This is a genomic window from Spirosoma flavus (assembly GCF_054778555.1).
In genome coordinates, this window is record NZ_BAAGZL010000003.1 from 552,713 (window position 1) to 576,593 (window position 23,881).

Sequence of the window (23,881 nt, forward strand, 5' to 3'; positions counted from 1 at the left end):
TAGCGGTTATTTAGAATGGTTCAAAACAATTTTTAAAATTATTTGTAAAAAGTCTAAATAAGAAGTAGGTTTGCAACCGTAATCATTATCTACGTAATACACTATTTATCATGCGTTTGCCTCTATTATTTGCCGCTCTTTCATTAATCACTTGTGGAGCTATAGCTCAATCAAATAAAGATGAAGACATAGCTGCTATTAAAAGTCAGTGTGGGTGTCACGATGTAAACTTCCTCTACGCAGAGACATTCGCGCCCGAAAAATCCTATGCTTTTAAAGATCGCTACACGGCAAAAGGCACTGAGCTGGTATTTGTGGAAGAAGAGTCCGGTCCGGCGTCTCGGCCCAATAAAATCGTGATTCAGCACCTGCTGGTTGTCAGCGATTCGATGATCGTCAAACACTGGCGCGAAGATTGGGTCTATCAAAACACGAACCTGCTCAAATTCGACCAGAACGCTTCCTGGAAACTCCAGAAACTGACGCCTGACCAGGTAAAAGGCCAGTGGACACAGAAAGTATTTGAGGTAGATGACAGCCCTCGGTACGAAGGGACGGCGACCTGGATTCACGCAGATGGGCGGCACTATTGGGAAAGCACTGTTGACGCTCCCCTACCCCGTCGTGAATACACCAAACGTACTGACTACAACGTAATGCGTCGGACGAATCACCACGAAATACGTCCAGATGGCTATGTGCATGAACAGGACAATGATAAAGTGATACGTTCAGAAGCGGGCGATCAACTGCTGGCTTCTGAAAAAGGGATCAATACATACAAGCGGACAGATGATAAAAAATGCCAGGCGGCAAAAGACTGGTGGGCTAAAAACCGCGCTTACTGGGCCGATGTGCGGGCCGTGTGGAATGACGTATTAACTAATCGCGAAGCAGTGGGCATTAAAGGCCAGGTAAAAGGTCAAGTGATGGGCAGGGAATTGGACGAACTGGCTGCTACAGCACAGAAAGGTACGTACAACTCAGCCACAAGCCGCCAGCTCATTCGGCAAACTATTGAGAAATACCTGAAATAAGTGACTTGTTTTTAGTCATTTTTTGTCCTGCTGAGGAACGAAGTATCTTAATGTATTCCTGCTTTGAAGTAAGGGTACCTTGAAACACTTCGTTTCTCAGCAGGACAAAACGCTTTTGGCGTAACGTTAAAACAAACCCTACCATTTGGGTGGAGGAGCCTGAGTAGTAGCAGTCGGTGGAGTACTCCAGGACGTATCGGCCGGAACGACTTTTGACACGGTATCACAATCTTCCAATCGCTCCTGTAATTCTACAATTTTGCTTTCCTGTTTGGACAGATTGCGTTTGAGGTCAACGGCGGCATCTTCGAGATGCTGATGACGATTGTAAGCAACGCCCAACAATGCCATAATGCACAACAGCAACACGAGTATGGCTGTTGCGAGTGAATAAACCACTCCTCGGCTTACGGCGTTCATGACTACTTAGGGAAAGCCGCAAATTAACAAAAACCTAAGTCCATAAAAAAACCTGCCTCCGTCGGGAAAGCAGGTATTTTTTTTATGGTATGACTTCTTTAGCGAGCGGCCCCGTAATCCTGGCCAGCACTTTCTGGGAAGTTTTTCATAATACTGGCAACCGTTTCGCGGAAAGCCTGATCGCGGTCGCGTTCTTTGTTCCGGCTATTCAATTGACCCGTAGCCCAACCTTGCCAGATAATATCGTTAGTACGAGCATCCGATACGTTAATTACAACACGATTCTCTTCGTACTGACGAGAATACACGTTGTTACCCATACCACCGTACCATCCCCATGAGTAGGGCGAATACATATTGTTCGACTGGATTTGCTGTTTGTCTTTCGAGTCCATAAAGAACCGAACGATCAGATCAGCTTCCCCCTGCGTAACAGGTTTGTAGCCACGAGCTTTTAATGATTGTTCCAGCGCATCGGCAATCCGACGCTGGTTCAGGTTACTGCCCACGATGGGGTCAGCATTACGTTGCCGGTCAGCTTCAATACGATACGTAGTAAACTGCCGAACATTCACTTTGGGGTCGTAATCGTACTTAACCGTAATAGCGGGGGCGCAGGACGCCAGCGTACCGACGACGAACAGACTGCTGATTATGCCTTTGAGTTTCATGGATATTGAGTCGTTATGAGTATCAAATGACTATTAAACGCTAAAGAAAAGGTCATTCGTATACATCATCTTAATAACTAAAAATCGGCTGAATTCGTTCGATGTGGCTAAGCAATCTCTTACGTCCTACACCAGTATAACCTTTTGATTATCAAGTCTAATTTAAACTTTAACGATTTTTAACACAAGCTTTTTGCGTCATTTTTTTAGTACAATTAACGAGTCAGATTAAAGCCCGTTTTAATACCCTTTCTGAACCTGGATTTAGCAGATGCAAGGATTCACCGGATTTTGTTTTCTGCGCAACTTGGTAAGGCGTCAATTGATCTTGCAACTCCTTCCAATCCTGTAAATCCCGGTTCAGACAATCCTGCTAATCCTTAAATCTGCTCAATCCCGGTTATCTTTGTGGTCTAAATGAAAACATACCTTCGCTTACTCTCATTTGCCAAACCCCTGGGCCGATTTCTGACGCCATTTGTCCTGACGTCGTTGCTGGCCAGCGTATTTGGCGTATTAAATTTCACCCTGCTGATTCCGCTGCTAAGTGTTTTGTTCGATAAAGTCGATACGCAGAAGATGCAGGCCTTCTTGAATCAGCCTGCCCCTTCGTTCACTACGTCGCCAGTCGATGCCTTTAGTTACTACTTCGCACAGGTGTTTCAGACCTACGGAAAAGTAGGGGCGCTGCAATTTGTGTGTGCCGTCATTATTACGTCAGTGCTTTGCAGCAATTTGTTCAAATACCTCTCTGTTAGGCAGTTAGAGTCATTCAAAGCACGAATGGTCGCTAAATTAAGGGAAACTGTGTTTAGCCGTGCAATTGGACTACACTTGGGCTTTTTCTCCAATGAGCGGAAAGGTAACCTCATTTCACGTATCACTACTGACATACAGGAAGTTGAAAATTCGATTGCCAATACGTTATCGGCGGCCTCTAAAGAGGTGTTTTTGTTGATTAGTTACATCGTTGCCCTCCTGAGCATTTCGGTTAAACTCACCTTATTTGCCATATTGGTAATCCCTGTATCAGGCGGATTTATTGCCTTTCTGGTACGTCGAATGAAACGCGACGCGCAAGCTGGTCAACAACGTTTAAGCGGATTGGTGAGTTTACTTGACGAAACTTTTGGCGGCATGCGTGTGGTGAAAGGTTTTGTGGCAGAAGGCTTTATCCTAAACAAATTTCGTGAAGAGAACGAAGGCTATCGACAGGCGGTACGTTCGCTGGCTAACCGGCGAGAACTGGCATCGCCTTTTTCGGAAGTTATGGGCGTAGCGGTGGTGTCGGGTATTTTGCTTTATGGCGGCTCATTGGTGCTAAACGGACAATCGGATTTGACAGCCGCCGAATTTATTTCGTACATCGCCATTTTCTCGCAGGTAACGCGCCCCGCCAAAGACATTTCAAACGCCTTCAGCGGATCGCAGCGCGGACTTGCCTCCGGCGAACGTGTTCTCGAACTGATTGATACGCAGTCCGTTATTCAAGACAAACCGGATGCCGTTACGTTAACCCATTTCGCCGACCGTATTTCTGTACAGAACGTGTCGTTTGCATATAATGTCGATACGCCGGTTTTGCGCGATGTTACGTTCGATTTGCCGAAAGGAAAAACAATAGCGCTAGTGGGCTCGTCGGGGGGCGGGAAATCGACTATTGCTGATTTGATTCCAAGGTTTTACGACCCAACAGGCGGGCGCATTCTCATTGACGGTGTGGATCTTCGCGATTGTACGATGGCATCGTTACGGGCGCATATGGGCATTGTTACCCAGGAAAGTATTCTGTTCAACGATTCGATTTTCAATAACATTGCATTTGGCAGCGATGCGGCCGAAGCCGATGTTGTGGAAGCAGCGCGTATCGCCAACGCCCACAACTTTATCGTTACTCAACCAAATGGCTATCAAACTATTATTGGTGACCGGGGCGGAAAGCTATCGGGTGGGCAACGACAACGTATCAGCATTGCGCGGGCTATTCTTAAAAACCCACCCATCCTGATTTTAGACGAAGCTACGTCGGCCCTCGATACCGAATCCGAAAAACTGGTTCAGGAAGCGCTCACACGACTGATGGCCAACCGTACTACGTTGGTTATTGCCCACCGGCTCAGTACCATTCAACATGCCGATGAAATTCTGGTGGTGAATCAGGGACGTATCGTTGAACGGGGCCGCCATGACGAACTGCTAACGTTAGACGAAGGTTTCTATCGGAAATTAAGTACGATGCAGAATGTGTAACTCAGGTGATAGGGCATATCATTTACTCACTGTAATCAGCCATTCCGCTCCACTCGCAACTTTATATTTGTCCGCAAAATTGCCCTGATTATTGCTATTGAAAAATTCATCAGACTATTAATATACGCTACGTCGTCGCCGACTGGTACTTCGCCGAACGTATTGACCAGGCGAACGTTTTTGTCGTAAACTGTTTGGCCGCTACGTATAATTTGAACGTGAATTTTATCGCCAGCTTTTGCGCCAATCTGGTCAATTAAAGATTTAGGAATGTTACTCCAGGCATTCCCGTATTGACTGTCAAGGATTGGGATATTTCCTTTTACTACGTTCTTACTAACTTCTGGTTTCTGATAAATGATACGTACTACGTTATTCGGAAGCTTAGGGCCAACTTTAGCAAAGGTTATTACGTGTGCTGCCAGCCGCGCGGCCGTATAGGCATATACGTCGCGACCGTGAAATGTATACGAAGCACCAGAATTTTTCCGACGGTTAATGGCTTCGTCGATTTGCCGAATCTCCTTAATACCTAAGTCTTCGGCCACCAGAGTTAACGTACCGTTATCAGGCGTAACAATGTAATGACCTGATTTTGTAAGTAATACTACCGAGCGCCGGTCAGTGCCCACACCGGGGTCGCAAACCGATACGAACACCGTTCCGGCTGGATAATACGTAACGGTCTGGTGTAAGCGATAAGCGGCTTCCCAGATGTTATAAGCAGGAATTTCGTGGGTGAGATCGAACAGTTTGAGCGATGGTGATACGCCCAATGCAACGCCTTTCATAGCCGAAACTGCGCCATCTTTCAACCCAAAATCAGACTGAATAACGACAATACCATTTTGCGCCTGCGCCAATTTCCCTAACACTAGGAAAATCAAAAGAAATAGTGTGTAAGATGTACGCATAATAATTTAATGTGTAGAACTGGTTCAACCAGCTACCTCATCGACGGAAACGGGCAATATAAAAATAAAGGTAGTGCCTTCGCCATCGCTCGAATGAATTTCGTAACGTCCACGGATCAAATCCATCCGAGCTTGAATATTATGGAGACCCATCCCGGTTGCGTCAGAAGGGTTCATGCCACAACCATTATCTTTTACAATCATATTCAATTCTGTATTGAACCGTCGGAAAATGATGTCCGCTTCCGTGGCTTCCGAATGCCGGAGAATATTGCTACACAGCTCGATACAGATTGAATAAAGATTGAACTCAGCGGTTTTGTCCATCCGGGGTAACTCGGCCGCATCCAAACGAAATACAATCTTCTGACTTACATTCAGTTTATTTATCAAACGAGTTAACGCTTCGGCCAATCCTTGTTTTTCTAATTCATCGGGCTGTAGGTTATGCGACAGGTAACGAACTTCAGCGAACGCTTCCTGGCTCATATTCAATAAATTATAATAAATTTGTTGTTCCCGGTCGGCCATTTTCGCAGGGTTTAGGGCCGATAGGCTCGTTTTGATAGCCGCCAACAAACCGCCTAGACTGTCGTGCAAATCGGCGGCCATCCGCTTCCGTTCCAGCGTCTGACCACGTAGCAACGCTTCTTCAATCTCCCGATTCTTGGCCCGTAGCTGATCATTTGCCAACTTCAACTCCATAGTTCGGGCGAGCACTTTATCTTCCAGATCCCGGTTCAAGACTTCTATTTCGCGCTTTTGCCGATATATCAAGCGATTTTTCCGATAATATACAGCTACGAAGCCCAGTAACATAGCCAGGCCTCCTACCAGAATAACCCGCATCAAATAGCCAGCTTCAATATCGTGATTCAACCTAGCGATATGCGCCTGTTGAGTCAAACGGTTTTTTTCGGCCTTAGTTCGGAGCCGTTCGGTTTCGATACGTTGCTGGAGTTTATTCATCCGAGCCTCCCCTATCAACTGGCCCCGTTCTGACTCGGCACGCAGCCGCTCCAGTTCGTTCTCCCGACGCACATCCAGTAGTTGCTGTTGCTGGATAAATCGTTCTTTATCAGCCGCCATGCGGATCTGATTGATGTCGTATTTTTTTTGAAGAGCCGCCAATTCTTCAACTCGTCTGAGGTTATCCAGGCTATCACGAATCATGCTGTATTCTTCATACATAGCCAATGCCTTTGCGGCTTGATTTGCAATTCGATAGGCCCGATATAGTGACTGGGTGGCCATCTGCCGAATTCGGTTATACCCTTCTTCACGAGCTATGGTAACGGCTTTTTCTCCAAATTCGATAGCCAGCGCAGGTTGATATGTCAGAGTATAGCATTCCGAAAGCCTCGCCCATACAGCCGCTTGGCCGGGCCGCTCGTTTAGCTGATTCCAAATAGCTAAGCTTTCCTGGAAAAATTTAATGGCCTGTTCTGGTTGATGACGACTCACATAAAAATCGCCCAAACGTTCACCGGCATAGGCTATATTTACCTGCGAATGTACCTCCAACGCAATTTGCCGACTTGCTTCAAACTGCTGACGAGCCTGATCGTATTGCCCCTGAATTTCGTACACTTCTCCAATCTGTGTTATTGCCTGACTGATGAGTAACTTCCGATTTCGGGGTGTCATTGATGTATTGAAGCCTAGCAGTTTCAACGATAACTGATAGCTGGACAGAGCATTAGTATACTCTTTCTGCACCATATATATATCGCCCATATTCATCAATACCTGCCATCGTGGGGAACTGTCACGAGGCAAGCGCACACACCATTCCGAAGCTTGCTGATTGATAACAAGTGCCTGGGGGTAATCGCCTTTAACAGTGCGCAGGTAATATTCCTCCAGCATCATAGCGCGTACTACGTATAAGTCATTACGATAAAGCCGGGCGATTTCCTCAAGTTTTTGAGCGTAGAAAAACGTACTGTCACGTTGTTGCCCCCGCATTTGCTTAAAAACGACCGACATATACCGAAGGCCTTCCAAACGTAGCGTATCGTTACGTTGATTGCGAGGTAGACTAGCTGAAATGTGACGATGTACCCGGCCTATTGTCAATAGACTGTCCATATAAGCAGCATCGCCCCGCCGGTCGAAATCTAATTCGGGCAGAGTCGGGCATTTTTGCCCGAGGCAGCTTATCTGCCAACTAAACAGTATAATTGCAAGCCAAAGCAGCCTCATAGACAATCAACCCCTTAATGCTTAGCAAAATAAAACCTAAAAATAGCCAATTACCCCAGTAAATCAATGTTTTATGCAAAATCGCTATTCTGTAAAGCATCATAGGATGCATTTAGATAAAGGGCCCCAGCACACAATTTGAAAAAAAGATAATTTTGATTTAAACGAACATCTGCTAAATTGAATCTATATTGCAGCATCAAACGTAAGTACAATTAATTCTACGAATAAGCTATATTTGTCAAAAAGTATAGTAGTCAGCATTTTTTCTCGTCAAGAATTAAATTTTAAGAGGAAAAACTACCGTTTGGCAGATTTTTTGTACTATTTATTTGGATTTTAGGTAGCCAGCCATTATTTTTAAAACTGGATTCTCAATAATTTTCTAAAAAACATAACCACCTGCACACTATCGGAACACAGCTCTACGTTACCTAATTGTCTTACTGAAAATGGAAAAAACCCAGGTAAACGACAGTGAGTTGATTTCCCTGTACATCCGTGGTAATGAAAAAGCCTTTGCGAAGTTGGTGCAACGGCACAAATCGAAAATCTACACCACCATTTATCTGATTGTAAAAGACCAGTATGTGGCGGAAGATTTAATGCAGGACACGTTCATCAAGGCCGTGGACACGCTTAAGTCGGGTAGGTATAACGAGGAGGGAAAATTTCTACCCTGGATTATTCGAATCGCTCACAACTTGGCCATTGACTATTTCCGAAAAGATAAACGCTACCCTAATGTAGTGTTTGAGGACGGAAGCAGTGTGTTCAACACGCTTGAGTTTGCAGAAGATTCGGTTGAATCGCTACAAATTCGCCAGGAAACACACGAGCATTTGCGCGAATTGATTCAGCGACTGCCTGAACAACAACGTCAAGTGCTCATCATGCGGCACTACGAGGAAATGAGTTTCCAAGAGATTGCCGATGCAACCGGCGTCAGTATTAACACGGCATTAGGACGTATGCGTTATGCGCTGATCAATCTGCGCAAACAACTGAGCAAACGTTCGCCGAGTTATGATAAAAACATTTACCCAAGATGATGTAATCCGATATGTCTATGAGGAGACCTCACCTGAGGAGAATCTGCTCATTGAAGACGCCCTGATGTCGGAGCCGGACCTGATGACGTTCTTTCTGGAAGCGCTGGAACTTCGTGCGCTGATGAATAAGATAGAACGGGAACCACGGGTCAATACGATTCAGTCTATTCTTAATTATTCTAAGAACCATCCGTCAAATCCACCAACTCGCCAACCTCAGTTGTAGGCGAGTCGGTGGGTCATGTAACGCGATTGGAAAACCGTCTAGCCGTAGGTTAATCTGGTAGAGGCTTGTAGAATAGCAACTATGAGGTTATCCTTTGGCTGTGCGATTTTCTAATCGCGCTACTTTCTTGTTATGCTTAAAAAAGAACGCTTCCAGCGCTTCCTCAATTACTTTACCCAACACTATCCAGAGCCAAAAACGGAGCTGAACTTTAGCAATCCTTATGAATTGCTGGTGGCGGTTATTCTATCGGCGCAATGCACCGATAAACGTATCAATCAGATTTCGCCGGCGCTGTTTGCCCGTTTTCCGGAAGTCGAGTCATTAGCAGCCGCTTCCGTCGACGAAGTTTTTGCGTACATACGTAGTGTTTCGTATCCAAACAACAAGGCAAAGCATTTGGTCGGTATGGCCAAAGCCTTAATGGAAAGATTTAACGGGGAAATTCCGGCTACACTGGAAGAGCTTCAGACTTTACCGGGAGTAGGCCGCAAAACGGCTCACGTTATTTTATCAGTCGTGTATAATGAGCCGACCATGGCTGTCGATACACATGTGTTTCGTGTTTCACATCGACTTGGTTTAGCACCATTAACGGCAACCACTCCTCTAGCCGTTGAGAAGGCACTTATGCCCTATATTCCGAAGCAGTACGTTCCAAAAGCACATCACTGGCTTATCTTACACGGACGCTACGTATGCCTTGCACGCGCCCCTCGTTGCGGAGTGTGCGAGTTGAAGGATTTCTGTAAATACTATCAGAAATCTGAACCAAGATTTTTACAGGATTAAAAAGATTCATTATCAATTACAGGCGATAAAAACCCGTAATTTTTTTAATCCTAAAAACCCCGGTTCAGACAATCGATATTTGTTAATATTGCTCTGTTCCAGCAAAGAAGAAATTGCTTTCTATTTCGGCGTTTTCATCCGAATCAGAACCATGGATTGCGTTTGCCTCCATTGACTTTGCATATAATTTCCGAATTGTTCCTTCCTCTGCCTGAGCCGGATTTGTGGCACCAATCAGTTTCCGAAAATCGGCTACGGCGTTCTCCTTTTCTAAAACCATCGGAATAATGGCCCCCGACGACATATATGTTCGGAGGTCGTTGTAGAAAGGACGCTCCCGGTGAACAGCGTAAAACTGACCAGCGCGTTCATTGGTTAACAATGTTTTTTTGATCGATACGATACGAAAACCTGCTTCTTCGATCATCTTAATAATTGCTCCAGAATGCCCAGACGCTACGGCATCGGGCTTAATCATGGTGAATGTGCGATTCGTTGCCATTCTAAATAGTTATGTCCAAATTTTATTTGGCCGCAAAGGTAAGCAGATTTGATTTAGCAGTAGGCAAAGTCTTAAAAAACACGTAGCGCATAGCACACTATACGCTGTAGATCGGCAGGTCCCGCATATAGAAATAATTAGTACTTTTGTGTTTCGATTACGGCTGTGCCCGTTTACATATGCAAGATATTGAAGCGATTGGCGCGGCTATTCAGCAACCACCCAACGGACCCGCGCAAACCGTCCTGATTACGACTCATCAGAATCCCGATGCCGACGCCATGGGCTCATCACTGGGTTTGGCAGGCTACCTTCGGAAAAAAGGCCATCGCGTTACTGTTGTTACCCCAACCGATTACCCGTCGAATCTGTATTGGATGACAGGTAATGATGAGGTTATTGCGTTTGAAGAGAAATTACGTATTCCTGTTAGTCAGCTGTTCGACGAAGCAGATATTATTTTCTGCCTTGATTTTTCGAGTCTCGACCGTATTCGCGAACTGGCTCCTATGGTACGTCAGTCGCGGGCACGTAAGATTCTTATTGACCACCATCTCGAACCCGAATCGTTTGCTGATCTGACCCTTTGGGACCCAGAGGCAGCGGCCACGGCCGAACTCATTTTTCGGCTCATCGTCGAGTTAGGCGATAAAGAACTTATTGACGTACCGATTGCGGAATGTCTTTATTCAGGTCTTATGACAGATACGGGATCATTCCGGCACTCAAATACGACGGGTAACGTACACCGGATGGCCGCCGAACTCGTTGATTTAAAGATTGATGTCAGTACAATCCACCGACGTATTTTCGATAACGTAACACTCGATAAGTTTCGATTGCTGGGCTACGTTCTGAATGAAAAATTGAAGGTTCTGCCCGAATACAAGTTCGCTTACATTACGTTAACAGATACCGAATTAAAACGATATCGATCAAAGATGGGCGACACCGAAGGCATAGTTAATTATGCACTAGCCGTTGAGGGCGTTGTCATGGCCGCTATCCTCATCGATCGGATCGATGAAATTCGGTTGTCCTTTCGTTCTATTGGCGATTTTTCTGTACGCGATTTGGCTAGCACACATTTTGAAGGTGGAGGCCATCGAAATGCTGCAGGTGGTCGTTCAAAACTATCGCTGGTAGAAACTGAACAGAAATTACTAGAAGTGATTCCGCTTTATCAGCAAAAACTATTGGAAACTGTATAATCTGTTGTAGGTTCCAGACCGCCAATGCTGTTACCTCTGTAAAGCCTGATACGTTAACCCTGAAATAAAAAACAACATAACAACCAAGCAATCTCTCATGTCTCTTAAAAATTTCGGGAAAGCCGCCCTGATCGTCGCTGTAGTAGCTGCCTGCGGTAAAAACCGCGTCCAGATGACGGACAACGGCCTGAAGTATCAAATTCACGAACAATCGGAAGGAAGCCGCAAAGGTAAAGTTGGTGATATATTGACACTGCATCTTACGTTGCTGAACAATAAGGATTCGGTGCTACGGGATACGCACAAAGAAGGAGCTCCTTTTCAGATGCTGCTTCAAGTTCCTCCTTTTAAAGGATCTTATGAAGAAGGCCTGACTATGCTGGGCAAAGGCGATAGTGCTACGTTCTACGTAAGCGCCGACTCTATCTTCACCAAAGCCATGCAGCCACTGCCTCCGGGCGTTCAGAAAGGCACTGACATCGGCATTGCCGTGAAGGTGTTGAACATTCAAACCGAAGACGAGTATAAGAAAACACAAGCCGCTGATTTCGAAAAACAAAAAGGTATCGATGCCAAAACCATTGAAGCCTATGTTGCTAAAAACGGAATGACGGATAAAGTGAAGAAAACACCATCAGGAGTTTATTACATTGTAAATCAGCCTGGCTCGGGACCCAATCCTAAGCCGGGAGACGTAGTATCGGTTCATTACGCAGGTCGATTACTGAACGGAAAAGAGTTTGATAACTCACGCACTAATCCACAAGCGGGGGGCAAACCTTTCCAGCTTCAATTAGGTGCTGGGATGGTTATTCCAGGCTGGGAAGACGGTATTATGCAACTTCATAAAGGTGAAAAAGCGACGCTCATTATTCCATCAACGTTGGGGTACGGAGCTCGTGGAAATCAGGCAATTCCAGCGAATTCGGTTCTCCTTTTTGATATTGAAGTAATGGATATTCAGAAAGGGCAGGCTCCTCAGCCAGGTATGCCGCAAGCACCTCCAAGTCGCTAATTTTTTCTTATTTCATTTAAAAGCCGTTTGCAGATCTAGCTGTAAACGGCTTTTTTTGTTTACTATGGAACTTTGCTTTGCCACAAATAACCAACACAAAATAGACGAAGTTGCTGATCAGCTTGGCCAGTTATTCGCTCTGAAAACGCTACGTGAAATTGGCTGCGATGAGGAATTGCCAGAAACTACTGGTACTATTCCGGGTAATTCTCGCCAGAAAGCTGATTATGTCTGGACGCATTTCGGAATTTCCTGTTTTGCCGATGATTCAGGCTTAGAAGTCGACGCCCTTAATGGCGAACCAGGAGTAGACTCTGCGTTTTACTCCGGTAGCCGGGATTTCAAGAAAAATGTTGAGAAACTACTTACAAACCTTTCGGAGGTAACGAACCGAAAAGCACAATTCCGAACCGTTTTTACGCTGATTTTGCATGGCGTTGAACACCAATTTGAAGGTATCATTACGGGGCAAATCCAGTTGGAGCCGCGTGGCAATGGAGGATTTGGTTATGACCCAGTTTTTCAGCCAGATGGGTATGACCGTACATTTGCCGAAATGAGCATTACTGAGAAAAACGGTATTAGCCATCGCTCACGTGCACTGGCAAAGATGATAACGTACCTGCAGCAACAAATTAAGTAACGTGAATAATACTTGCAGTTTTGAGCCTGATACTGCGGATTACCATCCACATTACAAAAACGCCCGCTTCTGAACGTCAGAAGCGGGCGTTTCGATTTACTTAAGCAAATGACTAATAAAACTTAGCCCGGCGATCTTCTACGTTAGCAGCATCTTTAATAGCCTCATTAATGTAGAAACCAACCCGCGACGTATTGTTTTGCTGAAGCTGCGTCTTATACATGTTGTAGTCAGCAATCGCAGGTGCTGGAATCATGGCTTCTGTTTCCATAATTAGAACGCCACCTTCACCTACAAACGGCTTCGACCGCTTGCCAACTTTTAAACCAAATGCTTTTCCTAAAGCTACAGGATCAACACCAGCGCTACGTAAGAAACCAGTTGCGAGATTAATATCGTCGGCAGTTTCAACCAGCGCACCAGCACCGTATTTCTGCGAGATACTTTCCAGAGAACCAGTAGCATTTCCAAGCTTAGCGACGATCTGCTGACCTTTCAATTCATTACGTACTTTCGTCGTTAATTCCGTGCGGAAATCATCTACGGTCACTTTGTCTTTTTCCGACTTTTTGGTTAACACAGCTATAACGTATTGATCACCAACAATAAATGGTTCTGATACCTCACCAATGTCGGTTCCTTTATCAAAAGCCCAGCGGATAATCTGCCGAACTTCAGTTCCTCCCAAAGCATTGATTTGAGCAGCACTTTCGGGTAAACGATCTGCCGTGGCAACAACCACCGATTTATCTTCTTTCACCTTTGCATCAAATTGCTCCTTTGTCCGAACTTCCGACGCAAATTGGTCAGCTTTCCGAAGGGCCTCATCACGAGTTGTCTGACTTGGTGAGATGGTTTTGCCAATACCCGCAATGCGATATAATACGTTGGTTTTCGGCTGGGTTACTTTGATAATGTGATAACCGAACTCGGTCTCTACCAGACGGGGAATCAAACCGGCCGACGTAGCGCCAAACACAGCCGCTTCAAACGGTTTAACCATTTGCCCGTTGTTTTTGAAATAACCGAGGTCACCACCCTGCGACCGCGACCCATCCTCGCTGTTGGTTTGTGCGAGAGCTTCGAAATTAGCGCCACCCTGAATCTGCTTCAGTAAGGCTTCGGCCCGATTACGCGCCTGGACTTTAGCCGAATCTGCCAGTCCTTTGGTCTGAATCAGGATGTGGCTGGCGCGAGCCGTAAAGCTGGTATCTTTTTTCGTGCCGCCGTATTTATAGATGAAATACGTATTTCCTTCACGGAAAGGCCCATAAATACCACCTGGCGCGAACGTAGCAATAGAAGCCCGTAGTTGTTCAGGCATTTCTCCTGCGGTTAGGTAGAGCGGTACGCGAACATCGCTGTTTTGCTGAGCAAAAACTGAATCGTCTTTAGCGGCACCTAAGCCACGCGCCAACGACTTAATGTCATTATAGAGCGTAGCACTGTCTTCTTTCGAGGGTGTTACCGAAAACGTTACGTATTGAAGTGATCGGCTATCAGAACCTGGATATTCATCCTTATGCTTATCCAGATAGTCCTGAAGTTCTGAATCCGTTACCTTCACCGTCGTGTCGTTGATGGTGTGGAAAGGCACGAAAAGGAACTTTACATTTGCCTTCGAATTCTGCGCCTGATATTCTTTCTGTGCTTCAGCCGTGGTTGCATAAACCGACAAGCGCATCAGCCCTTCGTATTTGTCACGCAGGCGATCCGAGTTTAGGTTTTTTTCAAAACTTGCCCAGGCAGCCTGTTGTTGAGGGGGCAAATTCTTTAACCCTTTGAGGTAGCTGATGATCGAGCTTTTATCAAAAACACCCGTTTGTGGGTTAGTGAAGGCCTGACGTACGGTAGGGCTAATGTTATTTCCCTGTACCATATCAACCAACTCTTCGGGTGATACTTTCAAACCAAGTTTGTCGAATTCGCTTTGGTAAGCAATTTCAAACAGCAGCTGATTCCAGGCTTGCTCACGAATTTGAGTCATTTCCTGATCACCCGGCGGGCGACCTGTCTGTTGCTCATACTGCGCCCGGATTTCATCTACTTTGGCGTTAAATTCCTGATAATCGACGGATTTGCCGTCAATTTCACCGACTTTCTGCTGATCTCCACCGAACAAAAGGCTGCGGCCACCCAGCAAATCACCACCCACAATAAACAGAATCAAGCTGACGGCAATAATACCAACTGCTAATCCTGAACGCTCTCTGATCTTATTAATGACAGACATTTCGCTTTTAACAAACAATTTAGCCCGCAAAATAACAATTTTCCCTCCTCGAATACAAGGGTTTTGGGAACTGCGTACCGGCTTTTTTCCTAAAAATGGTTAATTGGCAACAAACAAATGTGTATCAACATACGTTTTAGTTGGCTCTCCTCTGCTTATTTCCTCTCATTAATGGGCAAACTTTATACCAAACTGTTTGTCAAATCGTAACATATTTTTAGCCTGTTTTCCTAGAACGATTGCCCTAATAGCCCATGCTAAGTTACGTTTCTAATTGTATTCACTAAAAAATCGTAGGCTCGCGCCAATCCAAAAGCGCGAATGGCATAATATTGCCCATTTAACGTAGCAGTGATTGTCGGAGAATCTAAGGTAACTAAACCCCATACTAGCTTACCGCACAAACGGAGCGATGTACCAACCGCGGGGCGCGTGACCCACCGGATAGAACCGATTCTTTAACGTATCAATATACGCATTTACCCACGCAGCTACTCCTAACAGTTAGTAAACCCAAAGTAGTAATCAGCTTTTTAAATAACCGCGACTTTTTTGTCGATAATATAGACAGGCGTCTCATTTTGAACCTACGCATAAGTAAGTCTAATTGAACAAAAAGGAGTTATTTTTCGGCAAAAAGAGTTCCGTTACATAACAATCAATCTGCAGATAGCAAATCAATTTAGCCAGTCGCTTTAGTAATGAAAGCGGCAATTTTCGGCCACTAAAAAACATGTATAAAAAGTATGGCTCTATCTCTACAGCCTGATTCTACAAGAAAAAACTGTAGACATAATGCCACAAAACTCCACAAAAAATGCCGACCTGACAGGTCGGCATTTTTTGCAAAATAAGATTACCTATTAGTCTTTTTTGCCATCACGGTCTAGCTTGTCGCCCGCTTTATCGAAGGCATCACCGACATTTCTACCGGCCTCTTTAAAGCCAGCTTTTATATCTTTCCAAGCAGCTGCGGTAGCGTTTTGGGCCTTGTCGATATCATGACCAAGCTCTTCACGTTCGTCTTCAAGTTTGGCGAGCTGCTCTTTTGATTCTGCTTTTGCTTTAGCACCGTCGCGCTTCATATCAGCCTTCATATCAGCGATTTTAGCGTCCAGTTTGTCTTTTTCCACTTTCATTTTTGCAACGGCTTCATCGCGTTCACGCTTGAAATCAGCCGATATTTCGTCAGATTTGGCTTCGGCTTTATCACCTGCTTCTCGGATATCTTCTTTAGCTTCAGCAGCGGCATCTTTGGCGTCAGCACTGATGGCATCACCGGTTTTTTCGAGTGCATCTTCCGTTCGCGACTCATCTTTATTATCTGACCTACAGGCTTGTGTAAATGTCAGCGAAGCTACCAGCAACAACGTACCAGCAACATACTTAACCCGTTTCATAATTAATTGTGACTTTTTCATAACCGTTTGTGTGTAGTTTGATTGTTACAAACCCCATTGGCAAATGACATGCCAAAACAGAAGAAGAAGCAACTAGAAAATAATTGATAACGTAGCAGTACGTACATTTTCCAACTACGTTTACTTCCATTTAATAGCACATCCAATTGGTTTTGTAAGTGGAGACTGAGCGGGTCGTCCGGTCAGCAAACTCGTTATTGCTTCATCAACGTAGCGTCGCTGTACGTTTACTGGGTCTTGCGGATTGTCATCAATCGCCCCAACGTATTCGAGAATGAAGCGACCGTCGCGTTGGTTCAGTACGTATACCTGAGGGGTACGAATAACACCAAATGAGCGAGCTACGGCTTGCGTATCATCCATTGCATAAATAAATGGGTATGCTTTGTCGCGGGAACGAATTTTCATTTGTTCGAACGTATCGTCTTCGTAGGCAGCTGGATCGTTCGGCATGATGGCCAGTACCGGGTATCCCTGTGGCGAAAATTTGCGGTCTAACGCTATAATACGGTCTTCATAGGCTTTGGCAAACGGACAATGATTACTAGTGAACACAACAATCAACCCCTTTTGTCCCTTATAATTCGCCAGCGAAACTGTTCTATCATCAACGCTTTTCAGTTGAAAATCAGCAATTGCGTCGCCAAGATTGTAGCCTTTAGCGAGTTGAGCCCATGTAGTTTGCTGGTTTAGGAACAGAACACATAGAACCAGAATTAGCCGAAAAAAATATTTCTTCATCTTAAGTTTTGCAGACTTCCGTCCGCGTAAAAGCCTAATCAACGATTAGATACGTAACATATTAAAAGGATTAATTGTCACAGTAGACGAGTTAGTCTGGAGAAAATCAAACTTGTTACGAAAAATTTTCGCGAAAAAACTTGTTTACTAAACAGTGTTCAGTAAGTTTGCGTCGTTCATTGAGATTAATTATGGGTATTGTAGAGCGAAAAGAACGGGAACGGGAAGAAATGCGGAAGCTCATTCTAGAAGGAGCGCAAAAGTTATTTCTTACTAATGGCTTCGATAAAGTGAGCATTCGCAACATTGCGGACGAAATTGAGTATAGCCCGGCAACTATCTATCTGTATTTTAAAGATAAGAACGAACTGTTTTTTGCACTGCATCAGAAAGCATTCCTAAAACTGATCGACGAATTCACCCCTATCGCAACCATTCAGGACCCAATGGAAACGCTTATCGAAATGGGCCGGATCTACCTGCGATTTGCTTTTGAAAACCCTGAACTATATGACCTGATGTTCATTATGACCGCTCCTATCGATAACCTTGCCTGCGGGGAGGATGTCTGGGAAGATGGTCATCGGGCATTCGGACTTTTACAACAGGTTGTGCAACGCTGTATTGACGCTGGCGCAATCAAACACCCCAATGCTGACCAGGCAGGTTTAATGATTTGGAGCACGGTTCATGGGCTGGTAGCCTTACACCTACGGAAGCGCATGAGTATGTTTGAAGAAGACGCTCAAACGCTAGTTGATACTGTGTTCGAATTGTTCATTGCAACAATAAAAAGAGGCTTATAAATTTTTTACCCATTCACTAAACACTGTTCATTAACTAACAATCGATTATGAGGCTTATTCACAGATACATCCATTATCTGGCGCTGCTTCTGCCAATCAGTACAGCAGCCCAACCGGCGCCATCAGGTCAGTCGATTATTCTGGAGAACTACGTTCGGGAGGGGCTGGCAAATAATCTGGCACTACGTCAGGAATCGCTAGAAATCAGCCGTGTGACGGAGTCATTGAATCAGGCACGGTCGTTGTTTTATCCACGAGTGGCTTTTAACCCGACGTATTCGCTGGCGGCTGGCGGGCGACGATTGGAGTTTCCGGTGGGCGATATGCTCAATCCAGCGTATAAAGCACTCAACCAGCTCACTGGTACCGATCGCTTTCCAACCAATATCGAGAATGTAAACCAACTGCTGGCTCCTAATAACTTTCACGACACCAAACTGAGTATTCAGTATGCTATTTTCAATACAGACATTCAATATAATTTTCTGATTCAGAAACAATTACTATCAGCGCAGGAAGCCCGCCGACGGGTTGTTGAAAACGAATTGCGCTATAACATCGCCACGGCTTATTATCAATATCTACAAACGCTCGACGCCATTCGCATTTTCGAAAATTCGCGCCATGTGTTAACGGAACTGGCTCGCCTGAACGAAAAATTGGTCAGTAACAACGTAGCGACCAAAGAAACCGTTACGTCGACTCGCTATGAAGTCAGTAAAATTGATCAGCAACTAGCCGTGGCCGAAAAAAACCGGGAGACGGCCCGCGCTTACTTCAATTTTTTACTCAACCGGGATCTCACGCAACGTATTGATGTCGATTCTTCACTAACGAAGATTTTGCCAGAGCCAAAAGAAAATCTAACTGATTTACAGCAAACTGCGCTTCATAGCCGACAGGAAGTAATGCAGTTGAACGGTTCCCTCAACGCGGCCCAAACAGCTGTAAAGCTGAACGAAGCCAACGCTAAAATTCCGAATGTGTATGTAGGTGCTAACACTGGATTCCAGGGATTTGGGTATACGTTTAAGAATCAGGCATACGTAGTAGCGCAGCTCGGTCTGCAATGGGATTTATTCCGTGGCTACGAAAAACGCTCGAAGATTCAACAGGCTAAAGTGCAGACGGAGGCCCTTCAGACGCGGCTTACTGAAGTACAACGTCAGATTCAGCTTCAGGTTTTGCAGGCTTATTATGACCTGAATGCAGCCAACGAGAGTCTGACAGCTACCGAAAGCGGGATGCGCAACGCCGACCAGACATTACGAGTCATCGACAGCAAATATCGCAACGGTCAGTCTCTTCTGATTGAATTTTTACGCTATCAGAACGACCAGCAAACTGCTCAACTGCAGCATTCGCTCGCCCGAATGGACCTACTGGTTAAACGGGCCGCCCTCGACCGGGCTGTGGCGGTACAATAATGGCCTTCTATTTAAGCAACCAGAAATCATAAAACTATCTCAGTAAACTAGCATTATCATGAAATTTCTATCATTTATTCTCTCTGCTCTGATTGCCGTTGGCATTTGGGCCTGCGGTACTAAAGCTGGTGATAATCAACGCCAGCACTCGACCGAAACAGCCTCCGAGAACGTAGTGCCCATTAAACTAACGCCTGTCGGTACAGTGGTACGTGCCGAGCCGGTGATAGCTTCTGGACTAGTTTCGTCGGCGAAGGAAGCGCGGCTGTCATTCAAAATTGGCGGCATTATTAACCAGATGTTTGTCGAAGAGGGGCAAACGGTACGTAAAGGTCAACTGCTTGCTACGCTCGATTTAACCGAAATTAATGCTCAGGTCAGTCAGGCGCAGCTTGCCCACGAAAAAGCCGAACGCGATTTAGGTCGTGTAAAAAGTCTCTACGCCGATACCGCAGCCACGCTCGAACAACTCCAGAATGCCACAACGGGTCGGAACGTAGCGAAACAGAATCTAACCATCGCTCAGTTCAACCGTAGCTACGCTCAAATCCACGCCACCGTCGATGGCACTGTAACGCGCAAGCTGACCAATGTGGGTGAGTTTGCTTCGGCAGGCGCATCGGTTTACCTGATTTCGTCGAACCGCCCCAGCGATTGGGTCGTTCGAGTCGGCGTATCCGACAAAGACTGGGCGCGACTTCGGATGGGCAATCGAGCCAGCATCACGCTTGATGCGTATCCCGGTCATACGTTTACAGGCACCGTCAGCGAATTAGCTCAGGCTGCCGATCCAGTTAACAAGCTTTACGAAGTGGAAGTACGTATCACTCCCGGCGCTGTGAAATTTGCTCCAGGTCTGTTTGCCAAAGTAACCCTTGTTCCGGTCCAAAGCCGCTCGTATGCGCTGGTTCCGGTTGAATCTATCATTGAAGGAAATGGCAAAGAAGGCTTCGTCTACGTATTGGCCGACGATCATAAACACGTTCGCAAAACGCCCGTCCAAATTGGTTTCCTGGAAAAGGATAAAGTGTTGCTGATTAATGGGTTATCCGGCGTAAAAGACGTAGTAACAGCAGGTTCCGCATTCTTGACAGAAGAGTCAAGCGTCGTTGTTAAATAATCACTTAAACACGGAGAGCACAGAGTAGAACCATAGACTATTCGGAAATCTTACTGATCTCCGTGCAATCCTTGGTGGCCCTGCGTTTAGAGAAACTATGAATCTATCTTCTTTTTCCGTCAAAAACTGGCAGTTCATGCTGGTACTCTTCCTAGGAGTTGCAGCCTTGGGTATCAACTCATTAATGAACATGCCGCGGGGCGAAGATCCCGAATTTACGGCCCCTGAATTTGCCGTAGCCGTCGTTTATCCCGGCACCGACGCCCTCGATATGGAGGAACTTGTCGTAGATCCCGCCGAGAAACGATTTAATGAACTCGACAACATTAAACACGTAGTAACCAATGTAGATGACGGCCTGGCGGTGTTTCGGGTGACTTATGAGTACAGCGAAGATCCCGACGAAAAATATCAGGAAATCGTTCGTGAAGTGGGGGCGCTACGTAGTGAACTGCCCGCTGATATTTTCAAAATTGACATTCTGAAATTCTCCCCTTCCGACGTAAATATCGTGCAGGTGGCACTACAGTCGGAAGTGGCTTCGGATAAGGAGTTAGGCAACTACGCCGACGACCTAAAAAAACGGCTGGAGAAGATTACCAGCCTTAAAAACGTGAAAGACTGGGGTTACCCCGCCAACGTAGTACGGGTCGCGCTCAACATCGACAAAATGTCGCAGGAAGGCATTCCAACCAACCGGGTCATCGGAGCATTACAGGCTGAAAACGCAGTAATTCCGGGCGGAAGTATTCAGGTAGGAACGAGGAAATTTAACGTAAAAACCGCTGGCGATTACCAATCATTAGACGACATTCGAAACACTATTGTATCGACCAATGGGCAGAAAATTATTTACCTGCGCGATATCGCTGATGTTGACTACAACCTTGAAGACGTAACGCACATTACCCGACTTGACGGCCACCGGGCGGTACTGGTAACAGCTAGCCAGAAATTGGGTGAAAACATTGATAAAGTTGGTAAACAGCTCAACCCGGTTATCGACGACTTTGCCAAAACCCTGCCGCCCCACATTAAGCTTGTCAAAAATTTCGACCAGGCTGCCAGCGTGGGGAAACGGCTTTCGCACTTCGCCACCGACTTTGCCATTGCCATTTTGCTGGTGTCACTCACTTTGCTGCCGCTGGGTTTCCGGGCTGCCGTCGTGGTCATGATTTCCATCCCACTTTCGCTGGCGATCGGGTTATCACTCTTGAACGTATTTGGCTACAGTATCAATCAGTTAAGCATCGTTGGACTTATCGTGGCTTTAGGGATTCTGGTTGACGATAGTATTGTAGTGGTTGAAAACATCGAGCGATATATACGTGAAGGGTTCTCGAAAAAGGAAGCGGCTATCAAGGCCACCAGCCAGATCACGCTGGCTGTTATTGGCTGTACCACTACGTTGATTTTGGCGTTTTTGCCGCTCATGTTCTTACCCGAAGCATCCGGCGATTTTATTCGTTCGCTGCCGATGGCGGTCGTTACAACAGTACTAGCATCGCTGCTCGTTTCGCTCACTATTGTGCCGTTTTTATCGAGCCGAATCCTTAAACAGGAGCACAATGCTGAAGGCAATATTTTTATGCGTGCGCTGAAAAAAGGCATCAGTGGTTCCTACAGCCGCCTGCTGAACGTAGCACTCGATCGACCAGTTATTACGTTGCTGGTAGCGCTGGCTATTTTTGGCGGAGCGTTGTCAATGGCAGGCAAAGTAGGCTTTGGGTTGTTTCCGGCTTCTGAGAAACCGCAATTTCTGATCAATATTGAAACGCCCGATGGAAGCAGCCTGACCGAAACAAACCGCGTGGCCCGCTACGTTGAAAGCCAGTTGAAACGCGAACCATCCGTTAAGCACTTCACCACCAACGTTGGAAAAGGAAATCCGCGCATCTATTACAACATCGCCCAACGTAACGAATCGGCTAATTTCTCGCAGTTTTTTGTGCAATTGAACGATGTGGAACCAGCCGAAAAACGGGCGATTATCGACAAATACCGGGAGCAATTTGCCCAGTATCCAAATGCCAAAATCGAGGTTAAAGACTTCGAGCAGGGACCACAACAGGAAGCGCCCGTAGCCATTCGGGTATTTGGCGAGAATCTGGACACACTACGTAGCGTAGCAGCCCGCGTTGAAACGGTATTGAAGCAAATACCGGGTACGATTTACGTAAACAATCCACTCGCTAATCGCAAAACGGACCTACGTATCAAGGTCAACAAAGAGAAAGCAGGGTTATTGGGACTCTCAATTGCCGATATCAACCGCACAATCCGACTAGCAGTGGCTGGCTTGAACGTCGGCACTTTCAAGCCAGCCAACGATGCCCAGGGCGCCGGATCGGACGACTACATCATCAACGTTACGTTACCGAAGGGCCGAACGACAGATCAATCCGTACTTAACAATCTGTACGTTAACACATTAACGGGTGGGGCTGTACCATTAAAACAGGTAGCTGATGTAGAGTTTGAAACCGGCACCAGCCAGATTCGCCATTACGATAAAGATCGATTTGCTACGGTAACAGCCTTCGTCAAAACCGGTCATCTGGTCGATAATGTCTATACCGACGTATTAAACAAGCTGAATGCGATGAAATTTCCGACCGGTTTTCACTACGTAGCAGCGGGTGAGTTAGAAAGCCGTGAGCAGTCATTCAGCGGATTGGGTACCATTATTCTGATTACTATTTTCGGGTTCATGGCCGTTCTGATTCTGGAATTTGGTACAATTAAAAGTACGCTGATTGTGTTATCGGTTATTCCTTTGGGCATCATTGGGGCCATTATCGCACTGTTGCTGACTGGCAATCCATTTTCCTTTGTGGCCGTAATCGGGCTGATTGCGTTGATTGGTATCGAAGTGAAAAACTCTATCCTGCTGGTCGATTTTACGAATCAGCTACGGGCGGAGGGGATGCCTTTAGTCGAAGCGATTAAAGAAGCGGGTGAAGTCCGTTTTGTACCAATTGTACTGACCTCCCTGACGGCCATCGGTGGGCTAATGCCATTAGCTTTTGAAGGAAATCCACTGTATTCACCTCTGGCTTGGGTACTTATTGGCGGCCTGATTTCCAGCACGTTATTATCCCGTATTGTTACGCCAGTGCTTTATAAACTACTTCCACCAAACGTAGAAGTGCAGGCGGTTCCAACAGAAGAATTAGAATTAGCGTAATAACTCAC

20 protein-coding genes are annotated in these 23,881 nt (G+C 45.8%); 12 read left to right on the forward strand and 8 right to left on the reverse strand.

The window, feature by feature from the left end; genetic code table 11:
• Positions 1–110 precede the first annotated feature (110 nt).
• On the forward strand, positions 111–1,037 hold the full coding sequence (locus tag ACYVF1_RS18795) for a DUF6607 family protein (RefSeq protein ID WP_461081626.1): 927 nt from the start codon (positions 111–113) through the stop codon (positions 1,035–1,037).
• A 138-nt stretch (positions 1,038–1,175) separates the two neighbouring features.
• On the opposite strand, the gene ACYVF1_RS18800 is transcribed toward ACYVF1_RS18795, so the two are convergent.
• The gene (locus tag ACYVF1_RS18800) at positions 1,176–1,457 is read right to left on the reverse strand and encodes a hypothetical protein (RefSeq protein WP_461081628.1); all 282 of its coding nucleotides are present in this window, start codon (positions 1,455–1,457) and stop codon (positions 1,176–1,178) included.
• Positions 1,458–1,555: 98 nt separating this feature from the next.
• Positions 1,556–2,128, reverse strand: coding sequence for a DUF4136 domain-containing protein (locus tag ACYVF1_RS18805; RefSeq protein ID WP_461081630.1), 573 nt, complete (start codon positions 2,126–2,128; stop codon positions 1,556–1,558).
• 417 nt (positions 2,129–2,545) lie between these two features.
• Between ACYVF1_RS18805 and ACYVF1_RS18810 the strand changes: the two genes are divergently transcribed.
• Entirely contained in the window at positions 2,546–4,378 is a 1,833-nt protein-coding gene (locus ACYVF1_RS18810; RefSeq protein WP_461081632.1) for an ABC transporter ATP-binding protein, read from the forward strand.
• A gap of 35 nt (positions 4,379–4,413) precedes the next feature.
• Here ACYVF1_RS18810 and ACYVF1_RS18815 read toward each other — a convergent pair whose 3' ends face one another.
• Both ACYVF1_RS18815 and ACYVF1_RS18820 read right to left on the reverse strand, forming a co-directional pair.
• A complete protein-coding gene (locus ACYVF1_RS18815) occupies positions 4,414–5,292 on the reverse strand; it encodes an SAM hydrolase/SAM-dependent halogenase family protein (RefSeq protein ID WP_461081634.1) in 879 nt (292 codons plus the stop codon).
• Between the two features lie 24 nt (positions 5,293–5,316).
• Positions 5,317–7,497 carry a tetratricopeptide repeat-containing sensor histidine kinase gene (locus tag ACYVF1_RS18820; protein ID WP_461081636.1) on the reverse strand — a complete coding sequence of 727 codons (2,181 nt, stop codon included), beginning with the start codon at positions 7,495–7,497 and terminating at the stop codon, positions 5,317–5,319.
• Between the two features lie 452 nt (positions 7,498–7,949).
• Between ACYVF1_RS18820 and ACYVF1_RS18825 the strand changes: the two genes are divergently transcribed.
• The 3 genes from ACYVF1_RS18825 (at position 7,950) to nth (ending at position 9,567) form a co-directional block, all read left to right on the forward strand.
• Positions 7,950–8,549, forward strand: coding sequence for an RNA polymerase sigma factor (locus ACYVF1_RS18825; RefSeq protein WP_461081638.1), 600 nt, complete (start codon positions 7,950–7,952; stop codon positions 8,547–8,549).
• Positions 8,524–8,775, forward strand: a complete 252-nt coding sequence (locus ACYVF1_RS18830; RefSeq protein ID WP_461081640.1) for a hypothetical protein — start codon at positions 8,524–8,526, stop codon at positions 8,773–8,775. Before ACYVF1_RS18825 ends, ACYVF1_RS18830 begins: the two co-directional genes overlap by 26 nt.
• 132 nt (positions 8,776–8,907) lie before the next feature.
• On the forward strand, positions 8,908–9,567 hold the full coding sequence (gene nth / locus ACYVF1_RS18835) for an endonuclease III (RefSeq protein ID WP_461081642.1): 660 nt from the start codon (positions 8,908–8,910) through the stop codon (positions 9,565–9,567).
• An 82-nt stretch (positions 9,568–9,649) separates the two neighbouring features.
• On the opposite strand, the gene ACYVF1_RS18840 is transcribed toward nth, so the two are convergent.
• Positions 9,650–10,069 carry a nucleoside-diphosphate kinase gene (locus ACYVF1_RS18840; protein ID WP_461081644.1) on the reverse strand — a complete coding sequence of 140 codons (420 nt, stop codon included), beginning with the start codon at positions 10,067–10,069 and terminating at the stop codon, positions 9,650–9,652.
• 179 nt (positions 10,070–10,248) lie between these two features.
• Here ACYVF1_RS18840 and ACYVF1_RS18845 point away from each other — a divergent pair, with 179 nt between their 5' ends.
• The 3 genes from ACYVF1_RS18845 (at position 10,249) to rdgB (ending at position 12,938) form a co-directional block, all read left to right on the forward strand.
• Positions 10,249–11,280 (forward strand): DHH family phosphoesterase, encoded by a 1,032-nt coding sequence (locus ACYVF1_RS18845; RefSeq protein ID WP_461081646.1) that lies wholly within the window; start codon positions 10,249–10,251, stop codon positions 11,278–11,280.
• A 97-nt stretch (positions 11,281–11,377) separates the two neighbouring features.
• Complete coding sequence (locus tag ACYVF1_RS18850; RefSeq protein WP_461081648.1) at positions 11,378–12,295, forward strand: FKBP-type peptidyl-prolyl cis-trans isomerase; 918 nt, start codon at positions 11,378–11,380, stop codon at positions 12,293–12,295.
• Positions 12,296–12,359: 64 nt separating this feature from the next.
• A complete protein-coding gene (rdgB, locus tag ACYVF1_RS18855) occupies positions 12,360–12,938 on the forward strand; it encodes an RdgB/HAM1 family non-canonical purine NTP pyrophosphatase (protein WP_461081650.1) in 579 nt (192 codons plus the stop codon).
• Positions 12,939–13,050: 112 nt separating this feature from the next.
• Here the strand turns inward: rdgB and ACYVF1_RS18860 are convergent, their stop codons facing one another.
• The 3 genes from ACYVF1_RS18860 to ACYVF1_RS18870 all read right to left on the reverse strand — a co-directional run bounded on the left by ACYVF1_RS18860 (position 13,051) and on the right by ACYVF1_RS18870 (position 17,333).
• Positions 13,051–15,171 carry a peptidylprolyl isomerase gene (locus ACYVF1_RS18860; protein ID WP_461081652.1) on the reverse strand — a complete coding sequence of 707 codons (2,121 nt, stop codon included), beginning with the start codon at positions 15,169–15,171 and terminating at the stop codon, positions 13,051–13,053.
• Positions 15,172–16,034: 863 nt separating this feature from the next.
• On the reverse strand, positions 16,035–16,592 hold the full coding sequence (locus ACYVF1_RS18865) for a sll1863 family stress response protein (protein ID WP_461081654.1): 558 nt from the start codon (positions 16,590–16,592) through the stop codon (positions 16,035–16,037).
• Between the two features lie 120 nt (positions 16,593–16,712).
• Positions 16,713–17,333: a thioredoxin family protein gene (locus tag ACYVF1_RS18870; RefSeq protein WP_461081656.1), complete on the reverse strand. Its 621-nt coding sequence runs from the start codon at positions 17,331–17,333 to the stop codon at positions 16,713–16,715.
• A gap of 191 nt (positions 17,334–17,524) precedes the next feature.
• Between ACYVF1_RS18870 and ACYVF1_RS18875 the strand changes: the two genes are divergently transcribed.
• The 4 genes from ACYVF1_RS18875 to ACYVF1_RS18890 all read left to right on the forward strand — a co-directional run bounded on the left by ACYVF1_RS18875 (position 17,525) and on the right by ACYVF1_RS18890 (position 23,873).
• Complete coding sequence (locus tag ACYVF1_RS18875; protein WP_461081658.1) at positions 17,525–18,139, forward strand: TetR/AcrR family transcriptional regulator; 615 nt, start codon at positions 17,525–17,527, stop codon at positions 18,137–18,139.
• A 47-nt stretch (positions 18,140–18,186) separates the two neighbouring features.
• Positions 18,187–19,566, forward strand: a complete 1,380-nt coding sequence (locus ACYVF1_RS18880) for a TolC family protein (RefSeq protein ID WP_461081660.1) — start codon at positions 18,187–18,189, stop codon at positions 19,564–19,566.
• A gap of 58 nt (positions 19,567–19,624) precedes the next feature.
• Positions 19,625–20,686, forward strand: a complete 1,062-nt coding sequence (locus tag ACYVF1_RS18885; protein ID WP_461081662.1) for an efflux RND transporter periplasmic adaptor subunit — start codon at positions 19,625–19,627, stop codon at positions 20,684–20,686.
• Between the two features lie 97 nt (positions 20,687–20,783).
• Positions 20,784–23,873 (forward strand): efflux RND transporter permease subunit, encoded by a 3,090-nt coding sequence (locus ACYVF1_RS18890; protein WP_461081664.1) that lies wholly within the window; start codon positions 20,784–20,786, stop codon positions 23,871–23,873.
• Positions 23,874–23,881: the final 8 nt, after the last annotated feature.